26 protein-coding genes, 1 pseudogene and 1 riboswitch are annotated in these 25433 nt (G+C 33.2%); of the genes and pseudogenes, 11 read left to right on the top strand and 16 right to left on the bottom strand.

The annotated features are described in order from the left end of the window. The first annotated feature begins 148 nt into the window (after positions 1–148). Both brnQ and L987_RS13105 read left to right on the top strand, forming a co-directional pair. Positions 149–1453, top strand: coding sequence for a branched-chain amino acid transport system II carrier protein (brnQ, locus tag L987_RS13110; RefSeq protein WP_011303900.1), 1305 nt, complete (start codon positions 149–151; stop codon positions 1451–1453). A gap of 193 nt (positions 1454–1646) precedes the next feature. Continuing rightward, positions 1647–2018 carry an iron chaperone gene (locus L987_RS13105; RefSeq protein WP_047505332.1) on the top strand — a complete coding sequence of 124 codons (372 nt, stop codon included), beginning with the start codon at positions 1647–1649 and terminating at the stop codon, positions 2016–2018. A gap of 504 nt (positions 2019–2522) precedes the next feature. On the opposite strand, the gene L987_RS13095 is transcribed toward L987_RS13105, so the two are convergent. Beyond that, a complete protein-coding gene (locus L987_RS13095) occupies positions 2523–3260 on the bottom strand; it encodes an alpha/beta hydrolase (protein WP_047505325.1) in 738 nt (245 codons plus the stop codon). 162 nt (positions 3261–3422) lie between these two features. Continuing rightward, a pseudogene (locus tag L987_RS13090) lies at positions 3423–3749 on the bottom strand (hypothetical protein); the annotation flags it as partial. Between the two features lie 123 nt (positions 3750–3872). On the opposite strand from L987_RS13090, the gene L987_RS13085 reads away from it, so the two are divergent. After that, on the top strand, positions 3873–4529 hold the full coding sequence (locus L987_RS13085) for a poly-gamma-glutamate hydrolase family protein (protein ID WP_156105221.1): 657 nt from the start codon (positions 3873–3875) through the stop codon (positions 4527–4529). A gap of 65 nt (positions 4530–4594) precedes the next feature. Here L987_RS13085 and L987_RS13080 read toward each other — a convergent pair whose 3' ends face one another. Both L987_RS13080 and L987_RS13075 read right to left on the bottom strand, forming a co-directional pair. Beyond that, the gene (locus L987_RS13080; RefSeq protein WP_047505317.1) at positions 4595–5809 is read right to left on the bottom strand and encodes a CynX/NimT family MFS transporter; all 1215 of its coding nucleotides are present in this window, start codon (positions 5807–5809) and stop codon (positions 4595–4597) included. 225 nt (positions 5810–6034) lie between these two features. Further along, positions 6035–6547: a GrpB family protein gene (locus L987_RS13075; protein ID WP_047505314.1), complete on the bottom strand. Its 513-nt coding sequence runs from the start codon at positions 6545–6547 to the stop codon at positions 6035–6037. A 245-nt stretch (positions 6548–6792) separates the two neighbouring features. Here L987_RS13075 and L987_RS13070 point away from each other — a divergent pair, with 245 nt between their 5' ends. Then, positions 6793–8232, top strand: a complete 1440-nt coding sequence (locus tag L987_RS13070) for an MDR family MFS transporter (RefSeq protein WP_011303909.1) — start codon at positions 6793–6795, stop codon at positions 8230–8232. A 62-nt stretch (positions 8233–8294) separates the two neighbouring features. Here L987_RS13070 and L987_RS13065 read toward each other — a convergent pair whose 3' ends face one another. Next, complete coding sequence (locus L987_RS13065) at positions 8295–9185, bottom strand: LysR family transcriptional regulator (protein ID WP_047505311.1); 891 nt, start codon at positions 9183–9185, stop codon at positions 8295–8297. Positions 9186–9301: 116 nt separating this feature from the next. Here L987_RS13065 and L987_RS13060 point away from each other — a divergent pair, with 116 nt between their 5' ends. Continuing rightward, complete coding sequence (locus tag L987_RS13060) at positions 9302–10465, top strand: MFS transporter (RefSeq protein WP_047505308.1); 1164 nt, start codon at positions 9302–9304, stop codon at positions 10463–10465. A 108-nt stretch (positions 10466–10573) separates the two neighbouring features. Here L987_RS13060 and cspD read toward each other — a convergent pair whose 3' ends face one another. The 5 genes from cspD to L987_RS13035 form a co-directional block, all read right to left on the bottom strand. Then, positions 10574–10774: a cold-shock protein CspD gene (gene cspD, locus L987_RS13055; RefSeq protein ID WP_011303913.1), complete on the bottom strand. Its 201-nt coding sequence runs from the start codon at positions 10772–10774 to the stop codon at positions 10574–10576. A 360-nt stretch (positions 10775–11134) separates the two neighbouring features. Continuing rightward, positions 11135–11578: a VOC family protein gene (locus L987_RS13050; protein ID WP_011303914.1), complete on the bottom strand. Its 444-nt coding sequence runs from the start codon at positions 11576–11578 to the stop codon at positions 11135–11137. A gap of 154 nt (positions 11579–11732) precedes the next feature. Then, positions 11733–11867: a hypothetical protein gene (locus L987_RS14320; protein ID WP_011303915.1), complete on the bottom strand. Its 135-nt coding sequence runs from the start codon at positions 11865–11867 to the stop codon at positions 11733–11735. Between the two features lie 529 nt (positions 11868–12396). Next, positions 12397–12912 carry a VOC family protein gene (locus L987_RS13040; RefSeq protein ID WP_011303916.1) on the bottom strand — a complete coding sequence of 172 codons (516 nt, stop codon included), beginning with the start codon at positions 12910–12912 and terminating at the stop codon, positions 12397–12399. 144 nt (positions 12913–13056) lie between these two features. Next, positions 13057–14331: a dicarboxylate/amino acid:cation symporter gene (locus L987_RS13035; RefSeq protein WP_047505305.1), complete on the bottom strand. Its 1275-nt coding sequence runs from the start codon at positions 14329–14331 to the stop codon at positions 13057–13059. 463 nt (positions 14332–14794) lie between these two features. Between L987_RS13035 and L987_RS13030 the strand changes: the two genes are divergently transcribed. After that, complete coding sequence (locus L987_RS13030) at positions 14795–15169, top strand: hypothetical protein (RefSeq protein ID WP_047505302.1); 375 nt, start codon at positions 14795–14797, stop codon at positions 15167–15169. 96 nt (positions 15170–15265) lie between these two features. Beyond that, positions 15266–15604 carry a hypothetical protein gene (locus L987_RS13840; RefSeq protein WP_011303919.1) on the top strand — a complete coding sequence of 113 codons (339 nt, stop codon included), beginning with the start codon at positions 15266–15268 and terminating at the stop codon, positions 15602–15604. An 82-nt stretch (positions 15605–15686) separates the two neighbouring features. On the opposite strand, the gene L987_RS13025 is transcribed toward L987_RS13840, so the two are convergent. Both L987_RS13025 and L987_RS13020 read right to left on the bottom strand, forming a co-directional pair. After that, positions 15687–15905: a hypothetical protein gene (locus L987_RS13025; protein WP_011303920.1), complete on the bottom strand. Its 219-nt coding sequence runs from the start codon at positions 15903–15905 to the stop codon at positions 15687–15689. Between the two features lie 135 nt (positions 15906–16040). Continuing rightward, positions 16041–16718 (bottom strand): hypothetical protein, encoded by a 678-nt coding sequence (locus L987_RS13020; protein WP_047505299.1) that lies wholly within the window; start codon positions 16716–16718, stop codon positions 16041–16043. 227 nt (positions 16719–16945) lie between these two features. On the opposite strand from L987_RS13020, the gene L987_RS13015 reads away from it, so the two are divergent. Then, the gene (locus tag L987_RS13015; RefSeq protein WP_047505296.1) at positions 16946–17167 is read left to right on the top strand and encodes a hypothetical protein; all 222 of its coding nucleotides are present in this window, start codon (positions 16946–16948) and stop codon (positions 17165–17167) included. Positions 17168–17285: 118 nt separating this feature from the next. Here the strand turns inward: L987_RS13015 and guaA are convergent, their stop codons facing one another. From guaA to xpt, 4 genes are read right to left on the bottom strand one after another with little or no spacing between them, the layout of a single operon-like run. Continuing rightward, the gene (gene guaA, locus L987_RS13010; protein WP_047505399.1) at positions 17286–18827 is read right to left on the bottom strand and encodes a glutamine-hydrolyzing GMP synthase; all 1542 of its coding nucleotides are present in this window, start codon (positions 18825–18827) and stop codon (positions 17286–17288) included. Between the two features lie 22 nt (positions 18828–18849). Then, positions 18850–20316, bottom strand: coding sequence for an IMP dehydrogenase (gene guaB, locus L987_RS13005; RefSeq protein ID WP_002484264.1), 1467 nt, complete (start codon positions 20314–20316; stop codon positions 18850–18852). A gap of 37 nt (positions 20317–20353) precedes the next feature. Then, positions 20354–21622, bottom strand: a complete 1269-nt coding sequence (pbuX, locus tag L987_RS13000) for a xanthine permease PbuX (protein WP_047505293.1) — start codon at positions 21620–21622, stop codon at positions 20354–20356. Continuing rightward, the gene (gene xpt / locus L987_RS12995) at positions 21619–22200 is read right to left on the bottom strand and encodes a xanthine phosphoribosyltransferase (protein WP_002484266.1); all 582 of its coding nucleotides are present in this window, start codon (positions 22198–22200) and stop codon (positions 21619–21621) included. The genes pbuX and xpt overlap by 4 nt, the downstream gene beginning before the upstream one ends. 256 nt (positions 22201–22456) lie before the next feature. Continuing rightward, positions 22457–22559, bottom strand: a riboswitch (purine riboswitch). A 226-nt stretch (positions 22560–22785) separates the two neighbouring features. On the opposite strand from xpt, the gene L987_RS12990 reads away from it, so the two are divergent. The 3 genes from L987_RS12990 (at position 22786) to L987_RS12980 (ending at position 25335) form a co-directional block, all read left to right on the top strand. Continuing rightward, a complete protein-coding gene (locus tag L987_RS12990; protein ID WP_011303924.1) occupies positions 22786–23202 on the top strand; it encodes a general stress protein in 417 nt (138 codons plus the stop codon). Between the two features lie 308 nt (positions 23203–23510). Continuing rightward, positions 23511–24176 carry a hypothetical protein gene (locus tag L987_RS12985; RefSeq protein WP_047505289.1) on the top strand — a complete coding sequence of 222 codons (666 nt, stop codon included), beginning with the start codon at positions 23511–23513 and terminating at the stop codon, positions 24174–24176. Between the two features lie 121 nt (positions 24177–24297). Further along, complete coding sequence (locus tag L987_RS12980) at positions 24298–25335, top strand: hypothetical protein (protein ID WP_011303926.1); 1038 nt, start codon at positions 24298–24300, stop codon at positions 25333–25335. Positions 25336–25433 lie beyond the last annotated feature (98 nt).

The following is a 25433-nucleotide window of genomic DNA, read 5'->3' as shown; positions in this document are numbered from 1 at the left end:
ATAACATATGAATGTTTCATGAACTTTCATATGAAAAATACTTTAAATATTATAAATTATCTGACATTTCATTGAATATATATTCAATTTATGATAAAGTAGCATGTGTTTTGTACAAGACAATCTCCTTGAAATCGAGGTATTAAGAATGAATAAACTCATACTAATTTCTGGTCTTATGTTATTTTCATTTTTCTTCGGGGCCGGAAATTTAATATTTCCACCTATGTTAGGTTATACAGCTCAAGAAAATATGTGGGTTTCTATGACTGGATTCGCTATTACAGGTATTTTACTTCCTTACATAACTGTAATCGTTGTGGCATATATGAACGGTGGCGTTGAAAGTATTGGGAATAAAGTACACCCAATCTTTGGTACTGTTTTTGCTATCTGTATTTATTTATCTATTGGAGCACTTTATGGTATTCCAAGGGCGGCTAACGTTGCCTATGAAATCGGAACCAACCATGTTTTACCGGTACATAATCATTTCACTTTAATTATATTCTCGCTTATCTTTTTCCTAGTTGTTTATCTAATTGCGCTTTATCCAAATCGTATTATTGATAACCTTGGAAAATATTTAACGCCGATATTAATTATTATTATTGCAGTCTTATGTATATTAGTAATCATTAATCCTGAAGGTTCAATCGGACAAGCGAGTGGCGAATATGCTCAAACACCTATCGTGTCAGGTATTTTAGAAGGTTACTTCACCATGGATTTAGTAGCGGCATTAGCCTTTTCCGTAGTCATCGTTCAAATGTTTAAAATGAGCGGTGTAAACGATCATAAGACGCTTGTAAAAAATGTAATTAAATCCGGCCTGATTTCAGCCATATTATTATTAATTATCTATTTTGCACTGGCGTATGTGGGTGCGACTACAAGTCATGAAGGCTTTAAAGATGGAACTGGTATATTAACATTCAATTCGTTACGCGTATTTGGTTCAATCGGAAACTTATTGTTTGGCGTTATCGTTATCTTGGCATGTTTAACAACATGTATTGGTTTAGTTAATGCTTGCGCAGCTTTTGCTATGAAGAAATTACCAAAAATATCCTACAAGATGTTTGTTTTAATCTTTTCTTTATTAGGCTTTTTAGTTTCAACATTAGGCTTAGAATTGATTTTACAAATCGCTGTGCCACTCTTAACATTTATTTATCCAACATCGATTGTATTAGTCCTTATATCATTGGTAAGTATTTTCATCCCATTTGAGATGAAATATGCATTTATATTACCAACACTTATGACACTATTCATTTCGTTGTTACAAATATTTAATGATTTTAACCTGTTCCAACCATTAATTTCATTATATAAAGTGCTACCATTATCAGATATACAATTAAGCTGGTTACTTCCATTCATTATTTTATTATTTATTGGATTAATCATTGATTATTTCTTAAAAAATAAAACCGTCAGTACATCTTAAATAGTCTGACATGCCATACTTAAATATATGATTTGAAATTCATTGAGTATTCGTTACCTAGATTAAATGAGGTAGACGAATACTCTTTTTTAGCTACAAGGATATATATATTATTGTCATTTGTTATAATCAGTATAAACAAATATATGCAATTGTCATTTGATTAATAAAACATATAGAATGGAGCATTATCATGGATACATTCAATACATTTTTAGAAACAATTGATAACGACAAACACAAAGCAACATTGTCTGAAGTTTTGAACTGGATTGCAGATACGTTTCCTAACTTAAAAACAACAATAAAATGGAATCAACCTATGTTTACGGATCACGGCACATTTATCATTGGATTTAGCGTTGCGAAACAACATTTTTCAATCGCTCCCGAAGCTAAAGCTTTAAAGGAATATACACAACAAATTGAGGCAGCTGGTTACTCGCAGACCAGCAACCTTTTTCGAATAAAATGGAGTCAAGACGTAAATTACACGTTATTAAAAGCTATAATTCAATACAATATAGATGATAAATCCCATTGTGATACATTCTGGAGACCATAACTTGAAAAATATATCTTTCTTTTTTGTGCTGATTCACTAAAGACGAAAACCACATACAAAACCCCCTCACCTAGTTTTCCAGTGAGGGGGTTCTGTTCATGATTCTATTTATTCAGTAAAATCACTTAATATGAGTTATTTAAATATTTCACTATCATTTTAATAATAAATTGGAAATATTTTTTAAATGGCTAAAGCAAATGTTTATAGGTTCTATTTTTATATAAAAGCCATAATTCCAGATATTAAAAATAAAATAGCGCAGATTAGATACAAGTGTCCTAGTTTTTTCGATTGTTTCTTAACTATGACATAATAAAGTACTATCATGGATAGTGCTAAAACAAGTGACGAGACGCCTCTATGAACAGATATGATATTAAACATGAACACCCCGTTCACGATAAAAAGTATTACCGATATCACAAGTGCAATTTTATCGAACTTATCAAGTCTTCTCTCTACTTGTTTCATTGACACATACCACCCTTTTGAATATTTTATCTAATAATCTTCAAAAAATGCGATGATGTCTTGTTCTACTTCGAGATGACCCTCACCATAAGTCATCAAATGTTTAGACGGGCCATAGCCTTTCATTTCTTTGTCTTCATGTTGGATGCGATCATAAATATAATGTGCACTCGTTTCATAAGCATCATCATCTTGCTCGCCATATTTAATTGCAATCGGTGCAGTAATATCTTTTAAATGCGCTATGACATTTTCTACCAATAATTGAAACTTATATAGCTGAGGACTATAATTTTCAATTTCAGCCAACTGTTGGTCAATATCTGCTTGTTCAAGACCAACTAAACTCCCCATACGCTGTCCATAAACTTCAAGTCTACCGGAAAGACCCGCATCACTTTTTCTATAAGGTGTAGACATAATCGCTATTGAACTTATCTCTTTGCTTTCTGCCAATTTCAATGACAAGATACCACCTAGCGAAATACCGCACACACTAATTTCTGAATATCCTTTATCTTTTAAAAATTGGTAACCGGCCGTTGCATCTGCTAACCAATCATCAACATCAAATGCCATTAATTCATCAAGCATTAAACCATGTCCTTTGTATGCTGGTACATAACAGGTAAATCCCGCTTCATGTAATTTTGTTGCTAATAGTTTTACATCTCGTACGGTTCCTGTAAAAGAATGAAGCAATAATATCGCCTTTTCAGACGCTTCATGTTCCAAAAATATTGGATTCGGTGCCTTCACATTTATCATTATTTGTCACTCCAAATTTTAGTTTCTTTATGTATTGTAATTGAAAAGAACTTGTCCAACAAAATCTTTCATTTTAATCATACAATTAAAAAACTTCCTTTCAAAATGATAGACACAACATATCACTTTAAAAGGAAGTACTACAAATTCAATTTCCTATGCTTAATTCTTACTGAAAACCTGTAATTCATAAATAGATTCATCATTATAAACATTAAAGCTATCAATAATACCATTTAAATACAGTACTTGTGTTTTTTGACTTACATTATGTTGATATGATATTTTTACATTTAAATCTGATTCATAGCCATTATTTTTGATTGTCTTTTCAATTTCACTAAAAACATCACGATTAATTGGCAATAAATAACCTTCATTACTAGGTAGTATATTCACATATTTCTTTTGTAATACATCTTGTTCGCCAATATAAATTTCAATTTTTATATTTTTAGCTGCTCCGCCACCTAGGTTATATAATTTCAACTAAAACATCTATACATTCTCCTCTTAAATTATATAGGAGCAATATATGTCTTTTCAAATAATAAATTACGCTTATTCATCAAAATTTACAATTTCCGTCTCTCTGTTATAACTATCTTGTTAATGTTGCTTTTAATTATTTTCTCTCCAGATTTAAGAGCTGAAGATACTTATCAGTCTATGACTGACTTAATGGATAATACAAACGAAGGTACAGATTGGGAACTCAGTTATAACGATAATAATAGTGACACACTTATCGGTGCTATTCACGGTGGTAACATTGAAGCTGGAACTTCTGAAGTCGAAAAATTAACTGCGAATAAAGGCGCATATCGCTACTATGCGTTTGAAGGTATTCGACCATCAGACAATTCTGATCTCCATGTAACTTCCACAAATTTTGATGAACCTATCATTGAATCAATGCAACAAAAGGTTTCCAGTTCTGTAATGATTCACGGGGCAGATGGTAATGATGCCACAATATACATTGGGGGCAAAGATGAAACACTTAAAGATTCAATTGAAAATGAACTAACTGAAAATGGCTTTAATGTAGAGGTATCTCCTAGTCATCTAGAAGGTGAATCCAGCCAAAACATTGCTAATAAGAACGCTGAAAATGCAGGTGTACAGTTAGAATTGACTACAGGTTTACGTCAATCTTTCTTTAATAACCAAGATTTATCATTTAATTCACGTTCTGATCAAAGTAATTGGAGTATGACCCTATATGATTTTGCTCATGCCCTTAAGGACACGATTGAAGCAAAATAAATATGAATCAATCACAGTCACTGTTCATATCATCACTGTGTTCGATTCATATCTTTTTAAAAGTATTAAGTTTCTTCTTCCACCACTCTATTTTTAGCGGCTGCGAACCCAAAAATGAAAACTAAAACAGACATCATAATAAATGCAATAATGACAATGTCCCAGCTGTTTGTAAGGTCATGAAGCAATCCAATCAAAAATGGACCAAATGCAGCTATGAAATAACCAACAGACTGTCCAAAGCCAGACAACGAAATACTACCATTGCTAGTACGAGCACGTATTGAAAAGAAAGTCATACATAAGCTAAAACATGCCCCCATTGCTAAACCTACAATAACCATACCCATAATAAGTATTGGTAAGGATTGTGCAAAAAATAATCCAAATCCTATTAAAAAGAGCAATGTGACAATAATCACTAAAATACGTTGATTTTTTAATTTCGCAGCTATTACTGGAAATATAAATGTCATTGGTACTTGCGCAAATTGATTCAACATCAATAAATAACCTGCAGTATTAGGATCTATACCTCTGTCCATCAAAATAGAGGGCACCCATGCGACCATCGTATAAAAAATCATTGACTGAAATCCCATCGTTAATGCAACCATCCATGCGATTTTAGATTTTATCATATTTAATTTTTTATTTTTGTTTAATTCAGCATTTTCAATCGTTCTTGCTTCGAGATTCGATCCACTGCGCACGGTTAATAGCCAAAGCGTTATTGCAGCCAGCCCTAATATGACCCAAAACACTAACGACAATCTGAATCCTAATAGCGTCATTTCAGATAAAGGATGACTCAACCCTCCGCCCAATCCTGCAGTAAAATTCATTGTCCCACTATAAATGCCAGTCATAAGTCCTATCTGCATTGGGAAGTACCACTTTACATAACTCGGTAGGACAACATTTCCAAATGCAATGGCAACCCCTAATAAAATAGTACCGATAATAAACACATTAAAGTCACCCATAATACGTAATATTAAAGCTACAATTAACAATAACGTCGAGTAAAGTAATGTATAAGACATGGTCAAACGTGTTGTAACTTTAGATACTAAGGGTGAAACGATTGCAAATATAATGAGTGGAATCGTTGTTAGAAAACCTGCGATACTATCGTTGATTGACATCGCTTCTTTAATTTCATGAATCACAGGTCCTACAGAAGTTAATGGCGCTCTTAAAGTTGATGCAATAAGAATGATTGCTATAACAACAATCCAATTTTTTTGAACTTTATGGTTCTGAGTTAATTCAGCCATTCTCCACCAACTTTCTCATTTTCATTTAATAAACTGATACTTATATACTGATGTAAGTATACAACAAATTTTTGACGTCGTTAATCGCATACGACTTAATAAAATGACGATTATTCTATTCTCTGAACAGATTTCTAACCACTCTCATTAGTCCAGATAACACTTAAGAGGGTTCATGTGCTTTATACACACACTTACTACTATTAATTTGAATCACAGACACTTTTATTTAAGATACCATTCAAGTGCTTGGCTTTCCATCCGTTTTACAAATGCATCTTTTCCGTCACAATATCCTTCTATATCATATGGAAACTGGTGTGCTAACGCTACTTTTAATTCTCCATATGCATGTGCAACTGCCACATTTGTTCTTAAATAGTCTCTAACTGCCAAATGACGATTAATTTCATAATGATATTCTTGTTGAAATACATGCACATGATGTGTTCGAGGATTTTCTCCTTTTTTAAAAAAGCGTCTCCCTGTTATCTCATTTTCTCCTAATGCCTTATAACCTATATTTGCCATTGCTTCATTAAAATGATCTATTTTATTTATATCTTGTACAACAGGCAATATATCTATAATAGGCTTTGCCTTTAAGCCAGGAACTGACGTACTACCAATATGATGTATTTCAATAACTTCATCACCCAATATTGAAAGGATTTTTTGCTTTTCATTTTCAAATTGCATTATCCATTGCTTTTGATGTGATTGAACATCTATTTTCATAATTGCACACTTCCTCACCTATTTTTTTATAGTATACATGAACAACCATTGTCCTATCATGCTTCGATTACCAATCCGTTATATTTTATATGCTATTAAATATATTCCGAACAACTTGATACCATCCTTATTTTTTAAAAAATAATTGCAAAAAATATTAGATTTTTAACCTTAATGGTTTGCTTTGCTAACTTAAAAGGCATAAAATTTATCGTTGGGATGTTATAAAAGGAGAGGTAATCGTAATGTCGGAAATTACAATATCAAATAAGAAACGAAATACTATTATTTTAGTTATGCTCAGCAGTGCTTTTGTCGCGATGCTCAACCAAACATTGCTCAACACTGCACTTCCTGCCATTATTTCAGGTCTTGAAATCACTGAAACAACTGCTCAATGGCTCATTACAGGATTCATGCTTGTTAACGGAATTATGATTCCTATGACTGCATTCCTTATGGATCGGTTTCATACAAGATCACTTTATATTTTTTCAATGAGTGCATTCTTAATCGGTTCCATTATAGCTGCTTTTTCACCATCATTTGGTTTACTTATGTTTGCTCGAGTGATTCAAGCTATTGGGGCAGGTATTTTACTACCATTAATGCAATTCACTGTCTTCACCCTCTTTCCTTCTGAAAAACGAGGATTTGCCATGGGGCTTACAGGAATTGTTGCGCAATCAGCACCTGCAATTGGCCCTACATTAACTGGATTTCTCATAGACACCTTTAGTTGGAGAGCTCCTTTTATCGTAGTTGCAGCAATTGCTATCATTGCCTTTATTATTGGTATTATATTTGTCGAAAGTAATAACGAAACAAAACGTACAGAACTAGATAAAACGTCTGTTATGTATTCCACGTTTGGTTTTGGACTAATGCTTTACGGCTTTAGTAGTGCCGGTAATCTTGGTTTCTCTTCACCCATTGTTATCATTTCATTAATACTTGGTATTATCATCGTAGGTATCTTTGTCATGAGACAAATTAGAATCGATAACCCATTATTAAATATGCGTGTATTTGCAAATAGAACCTTTTCACTATCTGCATTCGCATCTATGGTACTATTTATCGGTATCGTAGGTCCGGCTTTATTAATACCCATGTATATTCAAACTGGTCTAGGACTGTCGGCTATCTTATCCGGACTCGTCATCTTGCCCGGAGCCATTGTCAATGCATTTATGTCCGTTTATACCGGCAAAATTTATGATAAATATGGTTTGAAAATATTAGCCGTACCTGGATTCATCATATTAATTATTATGACAATTTTACATTGTTTCTTAACTACAGACACACCTTATTGGTATGTTGTCATTATTTACGCTATCAGAATGTTTGCAGTAGCACTCATTATTATGCCGTTAAATACGATTGGTATTAACGCATTAGAAGCAAAAAATATTTCCCACGGCACTGCCATTATTAATTCTTTAAGAATCATTGCAGGCGCTATTGGTACAGCAGTTATGATTACAATATTAACGATTGTTAGATCTAATTACACTGAACATGTTAGTGGTTCGCAAAGTAAAACAGAAATCATGCAACATGCTACAGTGCTTGGTATCAATGCTGCATTTGCCTTCACGGCAATTTTAATGATCATCGGTTTCGTCTTAACCTTAATGATTCGCACTAAAAAAGAAACAATCAATAGCCGTGAAATTTAATATAAAAAATCCCCTCACATCAGTAATGTGAGGGGATTCATTTGATTTGGTCTATGATGTATTTACTGACATGTTGCTTTGGTTTTGTCTAAAAATAATTGTGCCGCTTTTGAAAATGTATGATCCTTACGCCATACTAAATTATGTTTCGAAACTAATTTTGGTTTCAATGGAATGAAAGTAAGTTCACTTTCTGTAGACGTATCAATAATACTGTCCAATGTAATCGCATAACCCAATCCTGCCTTTACCATCCACCCAGCATTGTAAGCCAAATTAAAAGTACTAACGATATTTAAATCGTCAAATTGTGTACCAAACCATTCTGCAAAATCATTTTTATCCAATGTTGTATCTAATACTTGTCTTGAACATATTAATGGTTTATCTACTAGATACTTATTATTAATATATTTATTTTGTGACAATGGATCACCTTTTTTAACCACAACACCCCAATGATCTGAAGTAGGTAAATACAATGTCTTATATTTATTTAAACTTACTGGTTGAATCAGAATTCCAAAATCTAATAATCCCTTATCAAGCCTATTTGCGATATCGTCCGCATTACCACTATAAATATGAAATTGAATATTAGGGTGTTCATTGTGAATATCCTTAAAAATATTTGCGATAACTTCCATACCTTTTGTTTCACCACATCCTATATACACATTACCTTCAATACTCCTATCAATTACTTTGAATTCTTCTTGTATTTTATTAGACATTTCAAGTAATTCTTCAGCTCTATTTTTTAATAGTTGTCCTTCATCCGTTAGTTGAATATTATGATTACTTCTTTTAAAAAGTTTCACATTTAGCTCTTTCTCTAATTCTTTTATTTGTCTAGATAATGTTGGTTGCGTGATATGTAACGCATTCGCAGCACGCGTAATACTTTCTTCCCTCGCTATTCTCACAAAATATTGAAGTGTCTTTAGTTCCATAAGGCATCTCCTTTGAGTTATTCAAAATAAGCATAACTAAAACTTTAAAATAAGTATTTGTCATATCTTATTCTACCGCCTAAACTAAAATTATTAAAGTTTGGGAGGGACAAATGATGAAAAATAATAAATTAATCATATTCATCTTAACTATTGGCGTCTTCGGTATATTAAATACTGAAATGGGGTTTATTGGATTAATCCCTCAGATTGCTGAACATTTTAATGTAAGTACATCTACTGCTGGTTGGTTAGTTTCCGTTTTTGCTATAGGCATTGCGATATCTGGACCTATTATGCCTTTATTACTTTCAAAAATAGAACGTAAAAAAGTAATGATTGCTGTACTTGTTATCTTTATTATCAGTAACATTGTCTCATTATTCACAACAAGCTTCAGCATATTACTCATTGCAAGAATCATACCGGCCATATTTCATCCTGTATACATTGCGTTAGCATTTTCTGTTGCTTCTGATTCCGTTAATTCAAAAGATGCTCCAAAAGCAGTAGCTAGAGTATTTATTGGTGTCTCTGCTGGCATGGTCGTGGGTGTGCCTATCGTTAATTTCTTGGCAAATCAATTCAATTTATATGCTGCGTTAGCATTTTTCGCATTAATTAATATGATTGTATTGATTCTCACTATAATCTTTATACCTAAAATGCCCGCTAAAAAAGCAGTAACATATGGAACACAGTTACGTGTACTTAAACGCCCTTTAACTTGGCTATCCATTATTGTATCTATATTGTTTAATGCTGCAGTTTTTGGTGTCTATAGTTATTTGACCGATTTTTTAAATATTGTAACTAACGCGCCAAGTCATGCAGTATCTATTATTCTCTTTTTATATGGTGCCTCTAATATTTTAGGCAATGTCATTGCAGGTAAGCTATTAACAACGATTCCCAAAAAAGCAATTTTTCTTTTACCTTTTTCATTGATAATTATTTATGTGGCCATGTTTGGTATTGGCTCATTTTTAATTCCAATGATGATGATTTCAGTACTTTGGGGTATACTCGCAGGTATTTCAGCAAATATTACACAATATGTCATTATCTCAGTTGCGCCCGATGCACCTGATTTATCAAATGGTATTTTTCTATCTGCTGTGAATTCTGGTACAACCATAGGTACATTTTTGGGCGGCATATTTATTGCAAGTTTAGGATCGAATTTTGTTATCTTTATTGGCATACTGGCCTGTATGATAAATATTTTATTTATCTACTTAAGAAACAGGGAGCTTAAGCAGTTTGAAATAACTTCATAAAAAGCAAAAACCCCTTCATATGTTTTCACTACATGAAGGGGTTAATTATTCAATATTTGTATTTTGGGCATAAAAAAAAGACGAGTTATACTCGTCTTTTAGCCGTTATTATAGTTTAACAACGTTAGCTGCTTGAGGACCGCGGTCGCCTTCAACGATTTCGAATTCAACAGCTTGTCCTTCTTCTAATGATTTGTAGCCTTCTTGAGCGATTGCTGAGAAGTGTACGAATACGTCGTTTCCACCTTCAACTTCGATGAAACCAAAACCTTTTTCTGCATTAAACCATTTAACTGTACCGTTATTCATATTAAATTCCTCCATATGTGCTTTTGCACGAATATTTGTAATCTGTCTTAAAAAATCAAAAGGAGTAAATTCAAAAGAATAAAACTACAAATCAATTTCACGAACTAAATTACTTAATACCTATTATAGCGTTTACTTCTGAGTTTGTACACCCCTAATTGAAAATAACTTTTATTATTTAATCATTCTCGTCATTATATTGTATTGACCGACTTAATTTTCACACGATTCATGCATTGTTCTCAGTTAATTTAAAGATCAAGACAATTTTTATGATTTATGAGTTCACAATATAAAAAGAAAGGCAACTTAATCTATAAGTCCACACTTTCTTAAGTTTAATCCGTAACCGCCTGAGCGCTATTTGTTGATTTTTGTATAATCTTGACCGTGTAACATCCAACGTACATTGTACTTATCCGTAAATGCGCCCATTTTACCACCCCAGAATTGTTCTTCTAAAGGCATTTCAACATCTACCGCTTCTTTAACACGATGATATAACGCTTCAACTTCTCTTGTGTCATCTTCATTATTAATATCATAGTCTATTAATAATGAAATACCATTGTTAATTCTTTCTGCTCTACCAAATGAATCAGATGCAAGCACTGTAGTACCAGCAATATCAAATTGCGCATGCATTGTCGCATTAGCTGCTTCTGCTTCACTCATATTAAAATGAGCTGCTTGATCTTTACCAACTGGTAATCTTGTAATATTTGTAGCACCAAATACTTCTTCATAATATGCTAATGCTTCTTTTGTATTTTCAAAATTCAAATAAGGAAAAATTGTTGTCATCCTGACACCCCATTGTTTAATTTATACTTGCTTTGCATATTATTACATAAGCTATAAAATAGCGGTACTTTTAACTCCGAATCACACAATTTTTTCGTTTAATTTGTAATGATACAACCAGAACCTATATCATCACACTTTTTTCTTATAAAATTCATGATCTTGCTAACATACTTAGAATAATCTTTTCCTTTTTGTCTCTAATTTTATGGCTTACTTTATACAAGCCTTGTTCTAACTTACCGTTTTCTACATATTTATTTAAGTTATGCTTAAGTTTTTGTTTCACTAATTTGCTCTCCCTATAATTATTTCAGTCCACTCCATTTTCATTGTTGTTACATTATGTTTCTCAATACCAAATCATTTTAATTATGTGCTTAATTTAATACTTTTAGTTTTCTTAATTTAAAAATATCCTCGCACTTATTACAGTACAAGGACATTCATTTTAACATTTTTCAATTTTAAAACAGCATGTTATCTTATTTACAAAGTAACATAATATAACTTTTAATAACATATATTATTTAAGTTATTAAATGTTGGAAGGTGTGTCGAAAATCAACTTCCTATTAAAAATCCTTTTAGGTATACTTTTCGTCAGTATCAGTTCTTGGAACAACACCATTTCTACACGACAGAAGGTTAATAAAAAAGCTGAAAAACATCGCACTGAACCAATGACAGGGGAACAGTTTCGTTTCATGTTTTTTCTAAATGTGACGATGTCTACTGGTTTTTATTTACTTTTGGTTCATACCTTTTTTAATTAAAAGTATAAAATTCAGTGCTTAAGTACATACAATAACTCGAAATTATGGAATAAATACATTACTTTCACTATCCTCAGGATAATAATAACCATTTGGAATTGATTGTAACTCTATCAGACTATGCCATGGCGATTTTAAATATACACTACTGCTACCTTCACTGTCTTCATATCTAGAGTTATCATGTTTCTCAGATAAAGGGCTCGCTCCTGCATCAACAGCTTGTTGAATTGCACGATCCATATCGTCGACAAATAACGAAATATGATGATACCCATTATCTTCCAAATCAAGTGGTTCCCTTTTATCGTCACTTTCTATCTCAAACATCTCAATATTCGGACCATTGCCAATCACAATCATACGTTGTTTAACAATAGCAGACCCCTTAGATAGGCCTAACATGCGCTCTACTTCTGGACCTTTTCTAGGTTCATCATCGTAAGTTAAGCCATCATATGCATATTTCGCATCAAAGGCATCTTTCAAAAATTTAAATGCTGCTTCAATATTAGGCACTGTCATGCCAATATGGTTAATACCTCTTATATTACTCATTTTATCTTCCTCCAATTTATAAACGTTTTAATTGTATACCCTATTTAAAATGAGTTTAATAATTGCAGTATATCATCCATTTTTTTCAGAAAAAAGCACACCTTATTTTTATTTATAAGGCGTGCTTGTAGATTTATTATTTTGTTAAATTGTTTTCAGATACTCTTCGCCTTGTTTTTTATCATAAACACCTTCTGTTTTAGCGATAAAGATTGTAGCTACTGAGTTTCCTAATACGTTTACACATGTTCTAAGCATTTCAAGTATTCTATCTACACCGATAATCAATGCTAAACCTTGTGGATTTAATCCTACAGATCCTAATGTAGTTAGTAATACTACGATTGAGGCTCCTGGTACACCCGCCATACCTTTAGACGTTAACATTAATGTAATCATTAATAAGATCTGTTCACCAATACTTAAATCAACACCATATAATTGAGCAACAAATAGCGCCGCAATAGATTGGTACATGGCCGCACCATCAAGGTTAAATGAATAGCCGGTTGGTAGTACGAAAGATGCAATATCTCTCGGCACACCAAAACGCTCCATTTTTTTCATTACTGTAGGTAATACTGCTTCTGAACTTGCAGTCGAGAATGCCAACATTAAATCGTTCTTTAATAGTTTGATAACTTGTGTAATTCTTACACCACAAACTCTTGAAACAATGCCTAATACAATGAAAATAAAGAATAGCATTGCAATTACCACAGTTAAACACAATTTGAACAATGGAATTAATGCAGATAATCCGAAAGTAATAATCGTTGTAGTAATAAATGCAAATACTGCAATTGGTGCTAATAATAATACTTTTCCAATCATCCAGAATACTGCTTCTAGTGCACCGCCTAAAAAGTCTTTAACCGGTTGTGCTTTTTGTCCAATTGCCGCTAATGCTAAACCAAAAAATACTGAGAAGAATATAACTGGTAATAATTCTCCAGAAGCAAATGCCTCGAAGATATTCGTTGGTATAATATTTACAATTGTATCGATCAAGTGATTGTCATATGTAGATTGTTCTGCAGCTTTTGCAGTTGATTCATATTTAGAAATATCACCTTTTGGAAGCAAATCAGGATTTAGTCCAACACCTGGTTTGAATAAATTACCAAAAATCAAGCCCATAAATATCGCGAAACTTGTCATAATAACAAAGTATAATAATGTCTTACCACCGTAACGTCCAATCGTTTTTGTATCCCCTACATTTGAGATCGATAACGCTAAAGAACAGAATACGATAGGTACGACTAACATTTTAATTAAATTTATAAATACATCGCCAAAAGGTTGTATATAATTAATTATATCTTTATTTCCATGTAATATACTCCCTAAAATTACCCCTAGCACTAATGCTATGATAATTTGGGTCGGTAAGTTTATTTTTTTGATAACTTTCACTCTTGTTCATCCCCTTTTTCAACCTAACATTGTCCAAATGCTAGTTTTCTACAAAATATATTTTATCATAAACAAAATTCCACTCATATATTAAATTTACATGCTTTTAAAAATATTTATGATTTTTAATTTTATGCAGACATTCAATTAAGAATTTATAAATTATTTTGAAAGGGGTTATAAACTGATAAACCCTGTCACCAAAGGTTATTTACGCATATATAAGTATTTTAAAGGTCATTTTTTAATTGTGAACAAATTTGTGAACAATAATAAAATAATCATCAAAATTCAGGCTTATTTGTTTATTTAAATGCCTAATATTGAATAAATATAAACGTGATTTTGTAAAATCATGCTACCTCATTTCATGATATACATGGTTGGTTTGATGTTATTTAAATTACTTTTGAATATATGTTATTTTTAAAATATAGTGTAGAAATATTTAAGGAGGGGTATCTTGATAGAAAACAAAGAAAGTTTTAGATTACTCTATCAAGCTATTAGTGAACTTGCAGCAGAAATGGGAGATAATCAGTTTGAAACTAAATCTATTAGTCTCATATTTTTAGATCTAGACATCGAACATGAATACTTTGACAAACTATTTCTATCATTCATACAATATGTGAGCAGGCATAAAGGAGAATCTATCTCATATAAGAATTTACTAGCTTTAATAGAAGACAAGATGCCACGAGACTTATCACTTCATATCAAACATAAAATTATCATTGGCTTTGCTAATAATTATTTACCAGAACTCAAACCAATTGCAGATGATATAAAATTTGCTATCTATAATCAAGTGAATAAAGAAATAGATCTTGAATGATTCTTGACGCACTTCATTATGATGCCTTTGCACAGTTTGACACTTTATATATAAATACGTTAAATTTCATTTATAAAATATTTAGGAGTATTTATATTGAAAACAGCATTATTCTTCGTCACAATTTTTGTATTTTCAATGATTTGGTCAATGATTATCATTAACTATTTACCGGATGCAGCAACTGCTAATAAACGTGATAAGACACGTTACAGTGAAAAACAGCGTTTAATCATTTTAGAAACATTGTCTAGAACTTGCACTTGGTTCATTTATTTTTTAGTCATTTCAATTCTCACAAGGTATTTAGGGCCGTCAAACACAAACTTTGATTTAATATCTAAGTACCCCCTAATCACGGTCTTAATTCCCTTGATTATACTTGGGGTTTTGAACTATTTGTTTGTTAAGAAAAAATACAAGACTACTGATTAAAACTTGTAATCTATGAATCAAAAAGCGCCTTTTTAATTTCGAAAAGACGCTTTTTACTCATTCAATGAAATCACCAAGTACATCATTCTAATAAGTTAAATAACGCTGTTACAGCCATTAAAACTCCTAAGTTGATAAACGTTGGTTTTTCATATTTTTGTTTATATTGCTCATAATCATATTCGCTAATTTTCTTATTTTTCAATTTCCAAAATACAAGTACAAAATAGATGGATTGGAACATTAAAATACAAAATGAAACGAGCAATGCCACGTATAATATCATTTTTAATATACTCATATAAACACCCACTTACTATTAATTAATCACTCGCCTTGAATTAATAACCTTAATGGTTAAGCTTTCTTGCCATACCTCATTAAAATTTATACTTTTCCAAACAAAACTGTATACCCCATCTAAAGCGATTTTAAATTAATTGCTGTACTTAATTTTTCCAGCTAAATCTGCGATTGTCTGGTCATCCCCTTGATTAATCGTGACCGTTTCAACATTCTCTTCAATCGCTTTTGTTGTTGCTTCTTTCATATTTGCATCAGTCCTTGAATCACGCCAATCATATGGAACATTTTTATATACATTGATTGACCCATCACCATTGCTACTATATGTCACTGAACCACCTACACGCATAGGAGCTTTTAATTTTACAACGTCTTCTTTAAAGACAGCACTGTCCTCAGCTTGTGGATTTACTTTAGAACCTTTTGGCAATTTTTCTACATTTAATGAATCCATACCATCCATATTATTTTTCAGTGGTCCTAGTTGATTCCACACGCGAGCATACTCAATTTCTTCATTATTGTATTGATTTAAAGCACCTTCGTCTTCATCAGTTGTTTCATTCTTGTCTTGAGCAGACTGATTACGTCCATCATTGTTTGTATTGGTATTTTGTTGCTCTGTTTTTTGTTCATTTTGTTTGCTGTTGTCTTTGTTCTTTTCCGATTTGTCTTTATCTGAGTTGCTCGTGTTATCTGTATTTTCACTTTTTTCTTTAGGTTCGTTATTTTCTGAAGCTTCGTTATTACAACTTGCTAATAGAACTGATAGACTCACGGCAAATGTAGCAATAATAGTCTTTTTCATAACAGCAGCCAACCCCTCTTATCAAATTATTAAGTTTACAATAACATATTTCTAATCCATTTACATTGTATTCAACATTAAAACTATCCATAATAGTTTTTTGAAAACGGCTATTTTAATAGTTATTTTTCACCAATTTTACTTAATCACTTTTTAAACAGATGTTTATTGTATTGTTAACAACATATTATCTTTATGCTACGCTTAGATAAAAAAGGTGGCTATTCATGCATTTACCAATACCAATTGCGATTGTCTTGGGAATTATTTTTGTTATTCTTTATACTTATATCGGTATGAAATTAACACTCAAACACCATAATCATAAAAGAAAACATTATAATGTAGAATCGATGTCTAAACTACGCATCTACGTCGAAGCATTCTTCTTTGTATTAGCTGGCATATCATTTGTGTCACTACTTATTTACATAGGATATTTTAGCTAGATAGCGACTTTTGTAATATATACGTGGTCAGAAAATTTTAATTTGGTTTTTGTAATTTCAAAACATAAAAAAACAACCCCTTAAGCCTATGCCTAAGGGGTTACTTCATTCTATACGATTATTCCCACTCAATTGTGCTTGGTGGCTTAGATGTAATGTCATAGACAACGCGGTTAACGTGGTCCACTTCATTTACAATACGACTAGAAATCTTCTGTAAGACTTCCCAGTCGATACGTGCAAAGTCACTTGTCATACCATCAATCGATGTAACAGCGCGGATGCCTACCGTGTGATCGTATGTACGGTAGTCTCCCATAACACCTACAGATTGGATGCCAGGTAACACTGTGAAATACTGCCAAATCTCACGTTCAAGACCTTCCTCACGGATGACCTCTCTTAAAATGGCGTCTGATTCACGTACAATTTCAAGTTTGTCTTCTGTGATTTCACCAAGTACACGGATACCTAATCCAGGACCTGGGAACGGCTGTCTCCATACTAAATGTTCAGGAATACCTAACTCGATACCTAATTCACGCACTTCATCTTTAAACAGTGTATTGATGGGTTCGATTAATTGGAACTCCATGTCTTCTGGTAAACCACCCACATTGTGGTGTGATTTGATTGTTTGTGCTGTCTTCGTACCAGATTCGATAACGTCTGTATATAATGTGCCTTGTGCTAAGAAATCCACACCTTTTAATTTAGATGCTTCATCATCAAATACATAGATGAATTCATTACCAATGATTTTACGTTTTTGTTCTGGATCAGAAACACCTTGTAATTTGCTCATGAATCGTTCTTGTGCATCGACACGAATAATATTCATGTTGAAACCTTCACCAAATTGTTCCATAACCATGTCGCCTTCGCCTTTACGTAATAAACCATGGTCTACAAAGATACACGTCAGTTGGTCGCCAATCGCTTTGTGTAACAATACAGCTACTACAGATGAGTCTACGCCACCACTCATCGCACATAGGACTTTACGGTCGCCAACTTGATTACGAATTTTTTCAATTTCAATCTCAATGAAGTTTTCCATTGACCATTCACCTATACAGTCACATACACGACGTACAAAGTTACGAAGTAAATCGTTTCCGTATTCTGTGTGACGTACTTCTGGGTGGAATTGCACACCATAGATGCGACGAGATTTATCTTCAATTGCTGCATAGTTGGTACTTGGGCTATCAGCAATCACTTCGAAACCTTCTGGAATTTCGATCACTTTATCTGAGTGGCTCATCCAAACATTTTGTTCTTCTGGTAAACCAAAGAATAACTCATCAGTCTTCGCATTAATAATGGCTTTACCATATTCACGTTCATTGGCACGCTCTACTTTTCCACCTAAAAGTTTTGTAGTTAGTTGCATACCATAACAAATACCTAAAATAGGTACTCCCAAGTTATAAATTTCTGGGTCAATTGTGAATGAATCTTCTTCATAAACTGAGTTAGGACCACCAGAAAGGATAATCCCTTTAGGATTTAAACGTTTAATTTCTTCCATGCTAATCTCGTGGTCATGTAATTCACTATATACACCCATTTCACGAATGCGTCGTGTAATTAATTGGTTGTATTGGCTACCAAAGTCTAAAACAAGTATGAGCTCTTGCTCTTTCGCCATTTCCATATCTTTTTTATCTCCTTTTAACTTAGAATGAATAATTTGGTGATTCTTTTGTAATTTGAACGTCATGTGGATGACTTTCTGCTAGTCCAGCAGGTCCCATGCGCGTAAATTGTGCTTCTTCTCTTAATGCTTCTAAGTTTCTAGAACCTGTATAACCCATACCAGATCTTACGCCGCCCATAAGTTGATAAATTGTATCTTGTAATGAACCTTTATATGCAATACGACCTTCGATACCTTCTGGCACGAATTTTTTAGGTGCTTTATCTTCTTGGAAATAACGGTCGTTTGAGCCGCTTTCCATTGCGCCTAATGAGCCCATACCTCTATATACTTTGTACTGTCTGCCTTGGAATACTTCTGTAGCCCCTGGGCTTTCTTCAGTACCAGCAAGTAGACTACCTAACATAACTGCATGGCCACCAGCCGCTAATGCTTTGATGATGTCTCCAGAGAATTTAATCCCGCCATCAGCAATAATTGCTTTACCATGTTTGCGCGCTTCTGTTGCACAGTCATAAACTGCTGTAATTTGCGGTACACCAACACCAGCAACGACACGTGTTGTACAAATAGAACCAGGACCAATACCAACTTTCACTACATCAGCACCCGCTTCATATAACGCTTTTGTACCTTCGGCTGTAGCTACGTTACCTGCGATTAATGTAACTTGTGGGAATGTTTCTTTAATATGTTTAACTTGCTCTAATACACCTTTAGAGTGACCATGAGCTGTATCAATAACTAATGCATCTACACCAGCTTCTACTAATTTTTGAGCACGGATGTCTGTATCTTTAGCAATACCGATAGCAGCACCAACTAATAAGCGGCCGTGTTCATCTTTTGCAGAATTAGGGAATTCTAGTACTTTTTCAATATCTTTAATTGTAATCAGACCTTCTAAACGGCCTTCTTTAACTAATGGAAGTTTTTCTATTTTATGTTGTTGTAATAACTTTTCTGCTTCATCTAATGTCGTACCAACTGGAGCTGTAACGAGTTGCTCTTTTGTCATCACATCAGAAATTTTAATTGAGAAGTCTTCAATAAAGCGTAAATCACGGTTAGTAATAATACCGACAAATTGTCTGTCTTCTTTATTATTCACAATTGGCACACCTGAAATACGATATTTACCCATTAATGCTTCTGCTTCAAAAACACTTTCTTCTGGAGTTAAAAAGAATGGATTTGAAATAACGCCATTTTCTGAACGTTTTACTTTTTGTACTTCATCAGCTTGATCTTCAATATTCATATTTTTATGAATAACACCAAGTCCACCTTGTCGTGCCATTGAGATTGCCATTTTTGATTCAGTTACTGTGTCCATACCTGCTGAAATAACAGGGATGTTTAATTTAATACCTTCTGATAATTGCACACTTAAATCCACTTCTTTCGGTAACACATCTGATTCTGCTGGTAACAATAACACATCGTCAAAAGTTAAAGACTCTTTTTCAAATTTATTTTCCCACATACGCTTACAGCCTCCTAATATTTGTTTGATAACATCATTATTTCATAACTTCCGTATCTTGTTGCTGTTTTATACCATTAAAAAAGAAATTCAAAATAATTGCTGAAATTGCGCCAAGAACAATACCGTTTTGTGTTAACCATGCAAATTGCTCACCCAAAGCTTTGAACGCTTGCGGTACTGCACTTATACCCGTTCCTAGTCCAACTGATACAGCAATAATCAATAAATTATTTTGATTCTTAAAATTAATATTACCTAATATACTAACACCATATGCCATGACCATGCCAAACATTGCTATCATCGCTCCACCTAATACTGGTAGAGGAATCATATTAGCAAGTGCACCCAATTTAGGAATACAACCACAAATGATTAACAAGATAACCATGCCATAGATAACTTTATTCTTTTTCGCACCAGATAATGACACTAACCCAACATTCTGTGAATAAGCGGTATACGGAAACGCATTAAAGATTGACCCTAAAATGATAGCAATACCTTCTGCTGTATAACCTTTTCGGAAATCTTTACGTTCCAATTTTTCACCTGTAATTTCACTCAATGCGTGATATACACCAGTTGATTCTATTAAGCTGACTAATGCGACAATAAAGAATACGAGCGTTGCACCTAAGTCAAAGCTAAACGTTGAGAACCTAAATGGTTGTGGTAAAGAGAACCAATGTGCTGTGCCAACTTGATTAACATCCACGATACCAAAGAGTGCAGCTAATACTGTGCCAACAATCAGTCCAATAAGTATGGCAATAGATTTTAGGAATCCAGCAGTAAAACGCTGTACAATTAAAATGATGATCAGCGTAACGACACCTAAGATGATATTTTTAGGATCACCGTAATGTTTATCACCTTCACCGCCTGCTAAGTAGTTCATCGCAACTGGCATCAAATTGATACCAATAATCGTAACGACACTTCCTGTAACTACGGGTGGAAAGAACCTAACTAAATAAGAAAAGAATGGTGCGATAAGAACTACTAGTATACCCGATAAGAATAATGAACCATATAAGTCACCAATACCTTTTGTTTGTCCAATTAAAATCATCGGTGCCACAGCTGTAAATGTACAGCCTAATACGATTGGTAGTCCTGTTCCTGTGCCTTTCCATACTTGTAAGAAGGTTGCTACACCACACATGAAAATATCAACTGTTACTAAAAAAGCGATTTGTTCTGGCGTGAAATCTAAGCTAGTACCTACAATAATAGGAACCAGTATCGCACCTGCATACATCGCTAATAAATGTTGTAAGCTTAAGATGAACGTTTTCATGCTTCGTCTCCTACAAACGTCACTTTATTACCACTTAATGATGCCACTTTACATAAAGATGAAACGGTTAAACCAGCTTCTTCTAAACGTTCTCTGCCTGGTTGAAAGCTTTTCTCTACGACAATACCTATACCTACCGTTGTAGCCTTAGCTTGTTTCACAATTTCATTTAGCCCAAGTGAAGCATCACCATTGGCTAAGAAATCATCGATGATTAATACGCGATCATTTTCACCTAAAAACTCATCAGACACGACAACGGTACTTGTCGTATTTTTTGTGAAAGAATGAATCTCTGCTTGATAAACACCTTTTTTCAATGTACTCGGCTTCGCTTTTTTAGCAAAAAGACAAGGTACGTCGAAGTGCATCGCGGCCATAATTGCTGGTGCAATACCTGAAGCTTCTATCGTTAATATCTTCGTAATACCTTCATCTTTAAATTGCTCATAAAATGTTTGTCCCACATCGTGCATTAACCTTGCGTCTATTTGATGATTTAAAAAACCATCAACTTTCAATATCTTTTCATCAATCACAACACCATCTGCTTCAACTTTCTGCTTCAACAAATCCACTCGAAAAAAACCTCCTCATTTTGTGTACAAAAAAATCCTAAACTAACTTAGTTTCAGGATCTATGAGTGAACGTGCAATACCAAAGCAGCATCGTTTCAATTACAATATATGTCCTTAAAATTAATTTTTTTACATTCATTTCCCTTTAACTATGTAAAAAAAGTATTCTTAATGAACAAAGCTTATATGTATGAGCGCTTTAAAAAGTCTAGTTTCTTTCACAACTTTTCATAACTTCTCAATTTGAATCGCTAGTGTATTGTATTGGTTACTCATAGTCATGTTGTTAATGGCAACATGGTAGAAACTTCTAAAGCCGTATCCTTCAGATTATATGAGTTAGATAAATTATTAACTGATGATAGCAAATTTTGGCAATATTTTCAATACACTTATTGATTGTAAACGCTTCACAAAAGCTTTTACTTCTTTTTCATATTTTTTCAGAAAACATTCACATATGCATGAAAATATCGTTTGTCAGTTGTGTAAGTTCATTATACAATGTAATTGTATTCGTTTTATATAATAACTTAAGGGTAAACACAAAATAATTCATATAATAATGAACGGAGGAACACTAAATGTCAGAATTCACTATTGTACAAAACAAAGAAGATCTTATCGATGCAATAAAATCTAAACTATCAGAGGGTTATAAAGAATCGGAAATGACCGTAATTAGTAAAACAAAATTACACATTGATGCGTTACATGATTCTGAAGTCAATCTAACTGCTACAAGTGGTTCGTTCAGTGATAAGATGGCTAAAATTTTAACTGGCGAAGACGGTGAAGAAGCCGTATTGGCTCACTACAAGCTACCTGAAGAAGAATTAGAACGCTATAAGAAAGAAATATTAAACGATAATTATCTCGTTGTTGCTACAAAGGATACGACTTCACACGTAGAAGCCGACAAAGCCAACGTTGCTTTCGAAACGAACCAAACTAAAAGTAATAGCCATTACTCCGAAGAAACAAACGGACCAAAATCATAATCCAAACGTTATACGTAAATCAAAGATGGTACTGGAGGCGTCAGTTTAAACTCTCATTTCACCAAAACCATTTTGAGACGCATTTGCGAAGTTAGATTAAGTACTGAGATACTGTTTGATTAATACTACAACATTTGTATAAGCAGTACTAACGTAAACATATAACGCCCTTATAATTTAGTCGGTCGAGACACACATATTGATGTCTCGACCCTTTTTATGTTTAACTGCAAATTAAATTAAATTGCAATTCGATTCATATTTTCTCTATTATGTTATAATGAACGCAATAATTTGGGGGTGTACCTATGGAGTTTAAGACAATAACATCAATCGATGATCCGTTATTTAAATCTGCATTGAAGTTATATGATGCTAAATTTGATATCGGTCTATCTGAAGACGAACAAATTTTTAAACAGTCCTTAAGAAACGAACGTACAAAAGATGATTACATCTTTTTAGTAGGCATTGAATCAGATGAAGTAGTGAGTTTAGCCACAGCGCATTATGAAGCTACGACAAATTCATCTTTTTTAATTTATTTAATTGCTAAAGATAAACACGAGCATGATGAAATTATCACAAAAACGCTTGAACGTATTCAAAAAGAAATAAACATTCTGTCGAATCAACTGCATGCACATGATGTCAATTTCATTATGTTGGAAGTGCCTAAAGAACCCGAAGACATTTCTGAAGATGTCGTTCAAATCATGGATAACAGACGCCAATTTTTATATGAACATGGTTTTGAAAAACAATATGAAATTGATTATTTAGCCCCTAATATCCAAGATTATGCGAGCGGCGAACCTATGGATTTATTTATAAAGTCAAATATTGAATTAACAAAAGATATCTATGGACCAAGCGTGAAATCAAATTATATTCTCAAGTATGTTTTTGCAAACAGAATTTCTCGAAGTGTTATTTATCCGTTGCTTGAACAAATGGAATTACGCAAACGATAGTTATCACCACTTGAAATCACTGTTAAAACAGTTTAAACTAACATAGAGGTAAGACTGACGTTTCACTGACCGAAGACAAACGTCGGTATACATAAATTAATTAATGAAAGGACTTATTTCTATGTTAACCAAAGAATTTGCACAACGCGTGGAGCTAAGTGAAAAACAAGTCCGTAAAATCGTTCAGCATTTAGAAGAACGCGGTTACCAACTTAGTAAAACAGAATACCGTGGCCGTGAAGCTACAGATTTCCAAGAAGAGGATATCGAACTATTCCAAGATATCGCCGATAAAGTTAAACAAACAAATAGTTATGATTTAGCTTTTGAAGAATTAGAAAAAGAAAAAGACTTCTTACAAGTATTAGTCAAAGATGACGGTAATCATTTACCTACAGATCAAAATGTTTCTAAACTTGTTGAAGATTTACGTTCGGAAATTCAAAAAATGCGTGATGAACGTCATATGCTTGGTCAAATGATTAACCAAGTACATCAACAACAACAGGAATTACACGAAATGCAGAACCAAATCACTACAAAATTAGACGCAAATACAGAATCTCTAAAAGCGATTCAAACGTCAACAGATGAAATCAAAACGACACAGAGCGTTATCCAAGATTCTCAAAAAGAACAATCTGAGTTAGCTAAATCAAATGTTGAAACTGAACATGTTAGCACTGCTAATACAACAACGAATAACAGCGACGCGCTAACAGAACATTCAACTGAGAGTGCGAGCAATGACGAAAAATCTGATGATAAAGTTACTTCTACAACTTCTGAAACTGTAGCTGATACAACTGATGCAACTGCTTCTAACCCAACTGATAAATCATCTGCGCAAGTTGCGACTGAAGAATCTGAAATCACTCAAATCAGCGAACAACCAACTGAAACGACAACAGCTGATACAGATGCTTCAACATCAGCTACAAAAAGAGAAATGGCTTCTGCTGAACAAGTCAAAGCAGATGACAAAACAGATGAAACTTCTACATCATCTACTGATAATTCATCTATTAATGAAGAAATAACGAAACCGAACACACAAACGCAGCCAACTGAAGATACACATGCGCAGTCTTCATCAGTTGCAAATGACACACCAAAAGAAGAACGTAAAGGTTTCTTCGCACGCCTATTCAATCTATAAACTATTTAATAAATGGTGCTAATTAACTATCAAACTAAACGAATTCTAAATCACAGAAATGTGATTTAGAATTCGTTTTTTTATTTCATTCTCTAAAC

The organism is Staphylococcus sp. ZWU0021, from assembly GCF_000798895.1.
GTDB lineage: Bacteria > Bacillota > Bacilli > Staphylococcales > Staphylococcaceae > Staphylococcus > Staphylococcus saprophyticus.
Note: the sequence above shows the minus strand (reverse complement) of the source record. Positions and strands in the feature narration are given on the sequence as shown.